This is a genomic window from Tistrella mobilis (assembly GCF_041468085.1).
Lineage (GTDB): Bacteria > Pseudomonadota > Alphaproteobacteria > Tistrellales > Tistrellaceae > Tistrella > Tistrella mobilis_A.
In genome coordinates this window covers 2,070,370-2,082,116 of the sequence record NZ_CP121017.1, presented here as the reverse complement: position 1 = coordinate 2,082,116, position 11,747 = coordinate 2,070,370, and the positions used below count along the sequence as shown (strand labels likewise).

Here is an 11,747-nt window from a genome sequence, read left to right as displayed (position 1 = left end):
CAGCCTCGCGTTCTCGGCCGTGGGCGCCCGGCCGGCATACGCGCGCCGGCCCGGCGGGTACGCGGAAAACCCGGATCGATCAGGCCGGGCAGACCGTGATCGGGCCGAGTGTGGCGGGGTGAACAGCGCGTACCGTGTATGGGCGCGCAATATACACCGATGCGGCCGCGCTTGAAGCCGGTTTCTGTTCCGCCGGACGCAGGGCCGCCCTTCGTGCGGCGCATGCACCCGGAACGATGGTTTCAGCCCTCGGCTTCTCCCCGACCGTCCGCTTCACGGCCCTCGCGCGCCCGCTCGGCCGCGGCGACCTCGGGCCGGAAACCCTGGGCGATCACATACATCTCGGAACTTTCCGGCCGGCTCGCCGCCGGCTTCATGTGCTTCACCGTGCGGAACAGCCGTTGCATACGCTTCACCAGATCACCCTCGGCCCCGCCACGGAAGACCTTGGCGACGAAAGCGCCATCTTCCGCCAGCACTTCGGCTGCGAAATCAAGCGCGATTTCCAGCAGATGCATGATCCGCAGATGATCGACCTGCGGGTGGCCGCTGGTCTGGGGCGCCATATCCGACAGCACCAGATCGGCCGGGCCGCCCAGCGCCTGCTTCAGCAGATCGGGGGCGGCATCATCCAGGAAATCCAGCTGGATGAGGGTTGCGTGCTCGATCGGCTCCACAGGCAGCAGGTCGATGCCCACCACCCGGCCACCGCCGGCGCGGCCGGCCTTCGTGCGATCGACGGCGATCTGGGTCCAGCCGCCGGGGGCGGCGCCCAGATCCACGACCCGCTGCCCGGGCTTCAGCAGCCCGTATTTCTCGTCCAGCTGCAGGATCTTGAAGGCCGCGCGCGAGCGATAGCCCTCGCGCTTTGCCGCCACCACATAGGGGTCGTTCAGCTGCCGCTCCAGCCAGCGGGTAGACGAGGCCGACCGCCGGCCCGCCGTGCGGACCCGCTGCTTGACCATGCGCTGGCCGGCGATCGGATCGCCGCTGCCGCCGCCGCTGCGCCCGGACCGGCCGGCTCCGCCGCGTCCCGATCCGTTACGGCCGCCACGGCCGCCATTGCCCGTCGTCATGGGGATGGATCTCCCGTTATGCCTTGTCAGGGGGCAGCCAGTATCCGGTCAGCGGCCGTGCCGCCCGCCACGCCGGCCCGGCCGGCGGCGGCTGGCCCGGTGGGCCGCGATCATCTCGTAGAGCATGCCTTCGCGCAGCCCCCGATCGGCGACGGTCAGCGAGGCCACCGGAAAGGCATCGCAGACGCCCTCCAGGATCGCCGCCCCCGGCACAACCAGATCGGCGCGCGAGCGCCCGACGCAAGGATGCCGGCCGCGATCGCCCAGGTCCATGGCCCTCAGCCGCTCCGCCGTTTCGCGCATCGCCGCCACCGCCACCTCGCGGCCGTCGACCTGATCGCGGTCATAGCTCGCCAGGTCGAAATGCACGCCGGCCAGTGTGGTCAGCGTGCCACTGGTGCCCACCAGTTGCACGGCGCCGTCGGCGATATGATCGGCCAGCTCTACCCGGGCCACCAGTTCGGCCAGCCGGCCCGAGACCTCGGCGCGCATCGCCCGATAGGTGTCGGGCGGCACATCGCCGCCGCCGAAACGGTCGGCCATGGTCACCACGCCCAGCGCCAGCGACACCCAGTCCACCCGGCGCAGGCCGCCCGGCGCCTCGGGGTCGGGCGCGATCACCGTCAGCTCGGTGGAGCCGCCGCCGATATCGACCACGATCACCCGCCGGGCGCTGCGATCGATCAGCGGCGCGCAGCCGATCACCGCCAGCCGCGCTTCCTCATCGGCCGGAATGATCTCAAGGTCGAGCCCGGCTTCATCGCGCACCCGCGCCCGGAAGTCACCGGCATTGCCCGCCCGGCGGCAGGCTTCGGTGGCCACCAGCCGCACGCCGGCCAGCGGCCAGCGGCGCAGCTTGGCCGCGCAGACCTTCAGCGCGCGCAGCGTGCGGTCCATCGCCGCCTCCAGCAGAACCCCGCTCGCCTCCACCCCCTCGCCCAGCCGGGTGATGCGCGAAAAGCTGTCCAGCACGACGAAATCCTCGCCGGACGGCCGCGCGATCAGCAGGCGGCAGTTGTTGGTGCCAAGGTCCAGGGCCGCGAAGGGCGGCACCGATGGCCGGACCGCGGGATGTCCGCGATCATGCCGGGCGTCCCCTGCACGGGCGGTCCCGTTCTCACCCGCGGACGGCTGCACGGGCGCAGCGGCGCCCCCCCGGCCGTCATCGCCACGTGCCGCCTTTTGCGGCGATGGCGTGGCGGGTTTCGGGCGCGTCCGTGCGACCGGCGGCACCGCCGGGGCGACAGGCGGCAGGGGCACGACAGGCGGCAGGGGCACGTCGGGCGGCGGCGCGGCAGGAGACGGCGCGGCGGGAGGCACAGGCACGGTCGCCGGGGTGCCGGCTGCTGCGGCCTTCCGCCGGCCGCGACGCGCCCGCCTCCGCCGCCGCGACTGTCGCGCGGCACGGTCGTCAGGTATCTCGGTCACTGCTCTTCCCGTCCGCGGAAACCGGCGACCGGCACCGCGTCGTTGACTTGAAAGAAATATCTCGCCGATCCGTCATGAATCGGCCGTCTCTGCCGTTCTACCGCCTTTCCATCCGCTTTGAAAGCGCCGCCATGGGGCCGACACCGGCCGCGATGCGGTTTCGGGCGTCGACAAAAAATGCACGAACCCCGCTTGACATCGCGAAGCCGTCTTATTAGGTTCCCCAACACGACGAGGGCGGCACCAAACACTGCCCGGCGGGCGCGAAAGCGACACCGCAATCCTGATGGGGGATCGTCTAGCGGTAGGACTACGGACTCTGACTCCGTCAGCCTAGGTTCGAATCCTAGTCCCCCAGCCAGCACTGAAAGGCCCGGTTCTTCGGAACCGGGCCTTTTGCGTTTCCCGGCATGACTGCGGCATGATGATCGGCATCTTCTTGTCGAAGGAAGGATGCCGCCGTGATTTCTCTGCGTCCGCCGCCGGCCCGCTGGGCCCGTGTCGATCCCGCCGGCTGGCTGGTCCGGCCACTTGCAACCGACGGTGACACCCCGCCCGGCATCCGCCTGATCTGCTGTCCACATGCCGGGGGCGGCCCCGCAGCCTTCAAGCCATGGGCCCTGGTGGTGCGTCAGGATGCCGCCATCATGGCGGTCCAGCTGCCGGGCCGCGAACAGCGGGCGGCCGAAGCGCCGATCGGATCGATCGCCACCGCGGCCGATGCGGTAGCGGCGGCGCTGCTCGTCCATGACGACGATCTGCCGCTGGTGCTCTACGGGCACAGCATGGGCACGCTGATCGCGCTGGAAGTGGCGCACCGCCTGCATGATGCCGGCCGCACGCCGCGGCTGCTGGCGGTGGGCGCACGGATCCCGCCCGATCAGCCGAGCCGTGCCACGGCTCTGTCCGGCCTCGACGACGACCGCTTCTTCGATGCGCTCGACCGGCTCTATGGCGGCACGCCGGTGGCGGTACGCAACGACCCGTCGCTCAGGGCGCATTACCTGCGGCTTATGCGCGCCGATTTCGCGATCGGCAGCGGAGGGGCGGTGTCGGCGGATCGCCCGCCCCTGCCCTGCCCGATCCTGGCCCTGTCGGGCGCCGGGGACCGCGCCGCTCCGGCGGCGGCCATGGCCGGCTGGGCGGCGTTTACGTCCGGCGGTTTCAGCGCCGTCACCCTGCCCGGCGGCCATTTCTTCGCGATTGAGCGGCCGCGCCCGACCGTGACGCGAATCCTGGCCGCGGCCGGGGGCCTGAAAGCAGGCAGGCAGTAAAGACAGGCGGGCGCTGAAAACGGGCGGCAGCGTCAGGCCCGGGCCCGCGTCTCCCCTCCGGCCGCGTCCCATTTCGCCTTCTCTTCGGCGACCAGTTCTTTCTTCGACAGCTTGCCCACGGGCGTCTTCGGCAGTTCCTCGCGGTATTCCACCGCCGCCGGCATCTCGTGCCGGCCCAGCTTGTCGGCCAGATAGCTGCGCCAGCCCTCGATATCCATCTCCTCCGCCCCGGGCTTCAGCTTCACGAAGGCCTTGGCCGACTGGCCGCGATAGGCATCGGGCACGCCGATCACGATCACCTCCGACACCGAAGGATGCTCGTAGATCGCCTCTTCGATCACCCGCGGATAAACGTTGAAGCCACCGGAGAGGATCATGTCCTTCTTGCGATCCACCAGATACAGATAGCCCTTCTCGTCCATATAGCCGACATCGCCGGTGTGGAAGCGGCCGCCGGCGAAGGCTTCCGCCGTGGCGTCCGGGCGCTTCCAATACCCCTTCATCACATTGGGGCCGCGGATGCACAGCTCGCCGGTCTGGCCGGGCGGCAGCAGCCTGTCCGGATCGTTCAGGTCCACGATCTCCAGGATCAGGCCGGGCAGCGGCAGCCCGCACGAGCCGCGCGGCGTGCGATAACCGTCCCGCGCCTGGCTGGCAGTCCCGGCGGGCGAGGTCTCGGTCATGCCCCAGCCCTCCAGTACGGGAATGCCGGTCGCCCGCTCGAAAGCATCGCGCACCTCCACCGGCAGCGGCGCTCCGCCCGACGCACAGGTCTTCAGCGCGGACAGATCGGTCTGGCGGAAGTCGGGCAGTGCCAGCATGGCGGTATACATGGTGGGCACGCCGGGGAAGATGGTCACCTTGCGGGCAGCCAGATCGCGCAGCACTGCCGCCGCGTCGAAACGCGGATGCAGAATGACATGCCAGCCGGCATCGACCGCGCGCAGGAAGCAGGGGGAAAGCGCGTAGATGTGGAACAGCGGCAGGACCAGCAGCATGGTCTCCTCGCCGCGCTTCAGCAGCGCATCCTCTCCGGTCATCGTCCAGGCATGCTGCATCTCCGTCGCCACCATCAGATTGGCATGGGTCAGCATCGCAGCCTTGGGCACACCGGTGGTGCCGCCGGTATACTGCAGCACCGCCACCTCTTCGGCGGGATCGGCAACCACCGCCGGCGTCACCGGGTCGGCGCAGGCGATGATATCCTGATAGTCGTGCACCCGCTGATCATCCGGCAGCGGCACCGGCCCGTCACCCGCAAGGCCGTCGGGCCGCCGGGCCATCACCACGGTGGCAAGCCCGGTCTCGTCGGCCAGTTTCAGTGCGGTTTCGGCGAAGGGCGGCAGGGCCAGGGTCACCAGCACCGCAACCTCGCCGTCTTCCACCTTGTGGCGCAGTTCGCGCAGCGCGTCGAGCGGGCTCATATTCACCACGATCGCGCCCAGCTTCATCGCGGCAAAGAACATGATCGGATAGACCGGCGTGTTGGGCAGATAAAGCCCCAGCTGCCGCCCCGGCCCCACCCCCAGCCGCGCAAGCCCCGCAGCCGCACGGTCCGACAGCCGGTCGATCTCGGCATAGGTGAAGCTGGTCTCGCCGAAGGATACCATCGGCTTCGGGCCGAATTCGGCCACGGCCGAGGCCAGAACCGTCGTCACCGCCCGCGGCTGCCAGGGCAGCCGCCAGTCGATGCCCGGCGGATAGCTCGACGCCCAATAGGGCAGAGGCTCGTCGGTGACCGGGACATTGGCGCCGGTGGTCTGGGGATGACGGGACGACTGCGTCATGCGGCCCTCTTCGGCTGGGGTTTCCTCGCGGGCGGGGACGGCATTCCTCTTGGCCGTCACCTCGTTCTTCTGAGAACAGTGTTACCGCCGCCCCGGGCACGCGCAATGATCTTTTATGCCGGTGATTTTCCGCGGAATATGCGAGGGCATATCTACCGCAAATGCGAAAAAGATTTCCGCACCGCGTCAAAATGCAACAGACGTCGATCAGTCGACGGCAAAGGGATGAATGGTCACCCGGCTTGCCGGAACCATCGCCTCGATCTCTGTGCCGATCCGGCGGCTGCGGGCGGCGATCTCACCGATCGGGAGATCCGCGGCGAACCCAAGCTCGATCTCTACCACCGCCTGACCGCCGGCCCGCCGGGTCCGGATGCGGCCCAGATCGTCATACAGGTCGAAATGCCGGGCCAGCACCGTCACCACCGGCATGTGGACCTCTTCGCCGCAGGCGGCATCGATCAGCTCGCCCAGGGCGTTGCGCATGATCTGGAAGCCCCACCAGGCCATGGAGGCCACGATCAGCAGGCTGGCGATCGGATCGATCCAGCCCCCGGCCGGATGGCCGGCCATCGCCCAGCCAAGGCCCAGCGCCGCCACCATCAGCAGGTTGGATGTCACCTTGTCGACGAACAGCCGCGCCTGCGCCTTCAGCAAGGGGGAAGGATCGGATGCCACCGCGCGGCGCAGGCGGGTCAGGATGGTCGCGTTGACCACCAGATAGACGCCGTTGACCGCAAGACCCAGCGCCACCGCCGGGCCGGTGGGCGCCGATGCCCCTTCCACCAGGTCGATCACCGCAAGCGTGATCACCAGCATCATCGACAGCACCAGGAAGATGCCGGTCCCGGCGGCCGCCAGGCTTTCAAGACGCTCCAGCCCGTGTTCCAGCCGGACCGGCCGGCCCTGCCGGGCGAGCCGGGCCACGCCCCAGGCCACCGCCAGCGAGGCGGTATCGAGCATCGACAGCAGGAAATCGGCCAGAAGCGCCACTGAAGACGACCCGAAGGCCGCCACCGCGGTCAGCACCAGCATCGGCAGGGCCGAGATGATAGCGGCCCGCGCCATCCGCTCCCGCAGCGCCAGGCGATCGATCGTCACGGGGTTGGCGGATGCCGGGGGGACGTCCGGGGCCTGATCGGCCGATGATGTCGTCGTCACGGAAATGGCACGTCCCCCGGGTTTACAGATCCGCGCTCATTAGCCGATCATCGCACGGTCGAACACCCGCCCAGAGTGCAGAAAGATCAACGGCCGTCAACATGTCCAACCCGTCCGCCGCCCTGCTCGTCGTCGACGTCCAGGAAACCTTCGCACCCTCGGCCGCGCTGGTCGACCGGATCGCCGCCCTTGCCCGCCGCTACCCGTCGGTTGCTACCATCGAACTCCACGACGAGACGCAGGTGCCGTTTGCCGCGCAGATCGGCTGGACGCCGCGAACCACCGACCAATGCCTGGTGCCGGTCGACCGGGTGTTCGTGAAGCACGGCTATCTGCCGCCCGATACAGCCATCGCGTACCTGAAGGCGCTGAAGCCCGCACAGGTGCTGGTGGCCGGCATCCAGGCCGACACCTGCGTGATGGCCGCGGGCTTCCGCCTGTTCGATGCCGGGCTGCACCCCACCCTGCTCAGCTTTGCGGTCCGCGGCTCCTCGGCCGACCCCGATGCGGCCATCGCCCGCAAGCTCTGGGTGCATCATTTCCGCAGGGTCATCGACGATCCGGCGGATCTGCCCTGAGCCTCGTCAACTGCCCGGCCGTCGGATGCCGTGGCGGCGCAGCTTCTCGTAAAGCGTGCTCTTGGCGATGCCGAGCCTGCGGGCGGTCGCCGCGAGGTTCCAGCCGGTCTCGGCCGCAGCGGTCAGGATCGCCTGAGTCTCGGCCTCGCCCAGGCTGACCGCCGCTTCGGCCGGTCGCGGCCGGAAGACATGGCCGGAACCGATCGCGGCCGGCAGGTCCGCGGCCTCGATCCGGTCGGCAAGCGTCAGGATGGTCGCCTGTTCGATCACATTGCGCAGCTCGCGGACATTGCCGGGCCAGTCATGGGCGGCAAGCCTTGCCAGCGCCTCGTCCGAAGGCGGGTGGCGGACCAGCCCGTGGCGCCGGGCGGCGGCGGCGGCGAAGTGGCAGGCCAGCCGGCCGATATCCGGGCCGCGGTCGGCCAGTGGCGGCAGGGTGATGGCGGTGACCGCGATCCGGAAATAGAGATCGGCCCGGAACCGCCCGGCCGCGACCTCGGCCGGCAGGTCACGATGGGTGGCGGCGATCAGCCGCACGCGGACCGGCCGCTCATGCGCCTCCCCCACCCGGACCACCGCCCCCTGCTCCAGCACGCGCAGCAGATGGGCCTGGAGCTCGGCCGGCATCTCGCCGATCTCGTCCAGGAACAGCGTGCCGTCATGGGCGGCTTCGAACTTGCCGGCCATGCCACCCTTGCGCGCCCCGGTGAACGCGCCCTCGGCATAGCCGAACAGCTCCGTCGCCAGCAGGTCGCGGGCCAGCGCGCCGCAATTCACAGCCACGAACGCGCCCTGCCCCACCGCACTCGCCCGATGGATCGCCCGGGCAAAGACCTCCTTGCCGGTGCCCGTCGGGCCGGTCAGCAGAACCGGCACCTCCACGCCCGCCAGGCGCCGGGCGGTGGCCTTGGCCTTGATCATCGGCGGGCTTTCGCCGATCACCTCGTCGAAGGGGTCGGCCGGCCGATCGCCGTCCCTGGACGGGGCCAGATCGCGCATCCGCGCGCCCCCGGGCAGATGCGGCCGGCTCTGCGGCACGACACAGACCGCACCGATCCGCCGCGCGGCATCGAAAACCGGCTCGGCCGTTTCGATCTTCAGCCAGTCGGGCAGATCCGGCCCGCTGCCGGCCGCCCGTGTGGGATCAAGCGCCATCTCCTTCAGCAGCCGCCGGGCCCGATCACCGATGCGGACGGGCCGCCCGCGATGATCGAAGACCACCAGCCGCTCCATCGGCCAGCGCTCCTCGCCCAGCACCGCCTCGATCAACCGGGCGCGCAGGTTCAGATCGCGCTTGGCGATCCGCCCCTCGATCCGCCCGGCCGCCGTCACCGCCAGCGCCAGGCAATGGGCGTTATGGGCGCCCGACAGCCCTGAGATATCCAGCACGCCAAGTGCGGTTCGGTCCACCGGATCGCGGATCACTGCCGCCGAACAGGTCCATTGCTTGATGCCGGCGCAGAAATGCTCCACGGCGTGGATCTGAACCGGCGCACCCAGTGCCAGCGCCGTGCCGATCGCATTGGTGCCGCTCGCGGTCTCGGTCCAGTCGGCGCCGGGCATCAGCCGGATGATCTCGCCCCGGTCGCGGGTCCGGCCGTCGCCTTCGACATCCAGCACCACCCCGTCAGGGTCGGCCAGCACCATCATGGTGCCGGTCTCGGCCAGGAAGGCCCGGGCATCGCCCATCACCGGGGCGGCGGCCCCGCGCAGATCCTCGGCGCGTTCCCGGCGCAGGCCCAGCCGATCTTCCGAACAGACCAGCGGCGCCTCGCGCCCGGCCGGGTCGACGCCGGTTTTCAGACAGCGGCGCCAGCTGTTTTCGACCAGATCCCGCACCCCGGCGACGGCGCGGGCATCGCCGGTCACCAGCGTTTCCCAGGCATCGAAAACCGACGGCACGGACGGCGGATCGCCCGGCGGTTGGGTTTCCCCTTGCATGACGGCGTCCTCCCCAACACGGATTTTTATCGTTGGGACAGCAGCTTGCACCAGTTTGCCGCAGCCTGTCCACCCGCCTCGGCGCCGGTCGCCGGTGCCGACCGCGCGAGAGGCGTCCGGTTTCCGGACGCCCGACCGACATCCGGACGGCGGCAGGCGACCGGTGCGTCTGCGAAACGGCGGCGCAGCAGGTCCTGCAAAGCCAGACGCCACAATACTTTTCGAAGATTTCATCAATCTGGCACGCGGCTTGCCATTCATGTCGACCCGAGGGCGGCAGCGATCGCCCCCGCCAACGAGAGATCCTGGGAGGACACATGACACGCGCACAGACGACGGAGGACACCCGAACCGCGGTTCCGGTGCAGGTGATGGGCATCGATGCCGGCGGCACGATGACCGACACCTTCTTCGTGCGCGCCGACGGCCATTTCGTGGTCGGCAAGGCGCAGAGCAACCCCGACGACGAGGCCCGCGCGGTGATGGAAAGCTCCGCCGATGCGCTGGAGCAATGGTCGCGCGGGGTGGAAGAGGTCTATGACGAACTCGTCACCTGCGTCTATTCCGGCACCGCGATGCTGAACCGCGTGGTCCAGCGCAAGGGGCTGGATGTCGGGCTGATCGTCAATCGCGGGCTTGAAGACCACCACCGCATGGGTCGCGCGATCCAGAGCTATCTGGGCTATGGTTTCGAGGATCGCATCCACCTGAACACCCATCGCTACGACAAGCCCCTGGTGCCGCCGGAGCGGACCCGCGGCGTGACCGAGCGGATCGACAGCCAGGGCCAGGTCGTCATCCCGCTGCGGGAAGACGAGGTCCGCACCGCCGTCCGCGAGCTGGTCTCGGCGGGGGCGAAGGCGCTGGTGATCAGCCTGCTGCATTCCTACAAGAACGGCACTCACGAGCGGCGTGTCCGCGACATCGCGATCGAGGTCACCCGCGAGCTGGGTGCGGATGTGCCGGTCTTCGCCTCGGTCGACTATTACCCGGTGCGCAAGGAAAGCCACCGCACCAACACCACCATTCTGGAAGCCTATGCGGCCGAGCCCTCGCGCCGCACGCTGACGAAGATCAGCGACCGCATGCGCGAGGTCGGCGGCCGCTTCGACCTGCGGGTCATGGCCAGCCATGGCGGCACGATCAGCTGGAAGGCCAAGGAACTGGCCCGGACGCTGGTCTCGGGCCCCATCGGCGGGGTGATCGGGTCGCGTTTTCTGGGCCAGATGCTGGGCTATGACAACATCGCCTGCTCAGATATCGGTGGCACCAGCTTCGACATGGCCCTGATCACCAAGGGCAATTTCGCCATCGCCTCGGATCCCGATATGGCCCGGCTGGTGCTGTCGCTGCCGCTGGTGGCGATGGATTCGGTGGGGGCTGGTGCCGGCAGTTTCGTGCGTCTCGACCCCCATACCGGTGCCATCAAACTCGGCCCCGACAGTGCCGGCTACCGGGTCGGCGTGTGCTGGGCGGAAAGCGGCATCGACACGGTCACCGTCTCGGACTGCCATGTGGTGCTGGGCTATCTCAACCCCGACAACTTCCTGGGCGGGGCGGTCAAGCTCGATGTCGCCCGTGCGCATGAGGCGATCCGCCGCCAGCTTGCCGAACCGCTGGGGCTGACGGTCGAAGCCGCGGCCGCCGGGGTGATCGAACTGCTCGATCTCTCGCTCCGCGACTATCTCCGGGCGACGATCAGCGCCAAGGGCTACAGCCCCGGCGATTTCGTCTGCTTCTCCTATGGCGGCGCCGGCCCGGTGCACACCTATGGCTATACCGAAGGGCTGGGTTTCCGCGACGTGGTCGTCCCGGCCTGGGCGGCCGGCTTCTCGGCCTTCGGCTGTGCCACAGCCGATTTCGAATACCGTTACGACAAGAGTGTCGACGTCGCGATCCCGGCGGTTGCCGACGACGAGGCCAAGACCCGCGCCTGTGCCACGCTTCAGCAGGCCTGGGCAGAGCTGGCCGATCGGGTGATCGAGGAATTCGCGATCAATGGCTTCAAGCCCGAGGACGTCATGCTCCGGCCGGGCTATCGCATGCAGTATCTGGGGCAGCTCAACGATCTGGAGATCATCTCGCCGATCACCAGCGCCGCCACCCCCGCCGATTGGGATGCGCTGGTCGACGCCTTCGACGAGACCTATGCCCGGGTCTATGCCGATGCCGCCCGCTCGCCCGAACTCGGCTTCAGCGTGACCGGTGCGATCATGCGCGGCGTGGTCACCACCACCAAGCCGGTCCTGCCGGAAGAGCCCGAGGCCGGGCCCGTGCCGCCCGAGAGCGCACGCCTCGGCACCCGCCGCTTCTACCGCAGCGGCCGCTGGGAAGACGCGACCATCTGGCGGATGGAAGACCTGAAGGCCGGCAACCGGATCGAGGGGCCCGCCATCATCGAAAGCCCGGCCACGACCTTCGTGCTGCCCCGCGGCTTCGCCACCCGGCTCGACGGCCACCGGCTGTTCCATCTGATCGAGACCGGCCGCGACTGACCGCCGC

The 11,747-nt window shown here is 69.3% G+C and carries 8 protein-coding genes and 1 tRNA gene; 4 read left to right on the top strand and 5 right to left on the bottom strand.

The features are described from left to right. Positions 1 to 242: 242 nt before the first annotated feature. Together P7L68_RS15195 and P7L68_RS15190 are read right to left on the bottom strand one after the other, a co-directional pair. Positions 243 to 1,076: an RlmE family RNA methyltransferase gene (locus P7L68_RS15195; RefSeq protein WP_372006467.1), complete on the bottom strand. Its 834-nt coding sequence runs from the start codon at positions 1,074 to 1,076 to the stop codon at positions 243 to 245. Positions 1,077 to 1,124: 48 nt separating this feature from the next. Further along, on the bottom strand, positions 1,125 to 2,129 hold the full coding sequence (locus tag P7L68_RS15190) for a Ppx/GppA phosphatase family protein (RefSeq protein ID WP_372006466.1): 1,005 nt from the start codon (positions 2,127 to 2,129) through the stop codon (positions 1,125 to 1,127). A 662-nt stretch (positions 2,130 to 2,791) separates the two neighbouring features. Between P7L68_RS15190 and P7L68_RS15185 the strand changes: the two genes are divergently transcribed. Together P7L68_RS15185 and P7L68_RS15180 are read left to right on the top strand one after the other, a co-directional pair. Continuing rightward, positions 2,792 to 2,865: transfer RNA gene (locus P7L68_RS15185), tRNA-Gln, on the top strand. A gap of 100 nt (positions 2,866 to 2,965) precedes the next feature. Further along, a complete protein-coding gene (locus P7L68_RS15180; RefSeq protein WP_372006465.1) occupies positions 2,966 to 3,778 on the top strand; it encodes a thioesterase II family protein in 813 nt (270 codons plus the stop codon). A gap of 32 nt (positions 3,779 to 3,810) precedes the next feature. Here the strand turns inward: P7L68_RS15180 and P7L68_RS15175 are convergent, their stop codons facing one another. Both P7L68_RS15175 and P7L68_RS15170 read right to left on the bottom strand, forming a co-directional pair. Next, positions 3,811 to 5,565, bottom strand: coding sequence for an AMP-binding protein (locus P7L68_RS15175; protein WP_372006464.1), 1,755 nt, complete (start codon positions 5,563 to 5,565; stop codon positions 3,811 to 3,813). Between the two features lie 207 nt (positions 5,566 to 5,772). Then, the gene (locus tag P7L68_RS15170; RefSeq protein ID WP_372006463.1) at positions 5,773 to 6,726 is read right to left on the bottom strand and encodes a cation diffusion facilitator family transporter; all 954 of its coding nucleotides are present in this window, start codon (positions 6,724 to 6,726) and stop codon (positions 5,773 to 5,775) included. 101 nt (positions 6,727 to 6,827) lie between these two features. On the opposite strand from P7L68_RS15170, the gene P7L68_RS15165 reads away from it, so the two are divergent. Then, positions 6,828 to 7,304 carry an isochorismatase family protein gene (locus tag P7L68_RS15165; RefSeq protein ID WP_372006462.1) on the top strand — a complete coding sequence of 159 codons (477 nt, stop codon included), beginning with the start codon at positions 6,828 to 6,830 and terminating at the stop codon, positions 7,302 to 7,304. 6 nt (positions 7,305 to 7,310) lie between these two features. Here the strand turns inward: P7L68_RS15165 and P7L68_RS15160 are convergent, their stop codons facing one another. Then, a complete protein-coding gene (locus P7L68_RS15160; protein WP_372006461.1) occupies positions 7,311 to 9,245 on the bottom strand; it encodes a sigma-54-dependent Fis family transcriptional regulator in 1,935 nt (644 codons plus the stop codon). A gap of 317 nt (positions 9,246 to 9,562) precedes the next feature. On the opposite strand from P7L68_RS15160, the gene P7L68_RS15155 reads away from it, so the two are divergent. Continuing rightward, on the top strand, positions 9,563 to 11,740 hold the full coding sequence (locus tag P7L68_RS15155; protein ID WP_372006460.1) for a hydantoinase/oxoprolinase family protein: 2,178 nt from the start codon (positions 9,563 to 9,565) through the stop codon (positions 11,738 to 11,740). The last annotated feature ends 7 nt before the right edge of the window (positions 11,741 to 11,747 follow it).

What these genes read in the sequence shown, in the direction of transcription:
- P7L68_RS15175 (WP_372006464.1), bottom strand. Translation starts at nt 5,565, where the DNA reads ATGACGCAGTCGTCCCGTCATCCCCAGACCACCGGCGCCAATGTCCCG.
- P7L68_RS15160 (WP_372006461.1), bottom strand. Translation starts at nt 9,245, where the DNA reads ATGCAAGGGGAAACCCAACCGCCGGGCGATCCGCCGTCCGTGCCGTCG.
- P7L68_RS15195 (WP_372006467.1), bottom strand. Translation starts at nt 1,076, where the DNA reads ATGACGACGGGCAATGGCGGCCGTGGCGGCCGTAACGGATCGGGACGC.
- P7L68_RS15155 (WP_372006460.1), top strand. Translation starts at nt 9,563, where the DNA reads ATGACACGCGCACAGACGACGGAGGACACCCGAACCGCGGTTCCGGTG.
- P7L68_RS15165 (WP_372006462.1), top strand. Translation starts at nt 6,828, where the DNA reads ATGTCCAACCCGTCCGCCGCCCTGCTCGTCGTCGACGTCCAGGAAACC.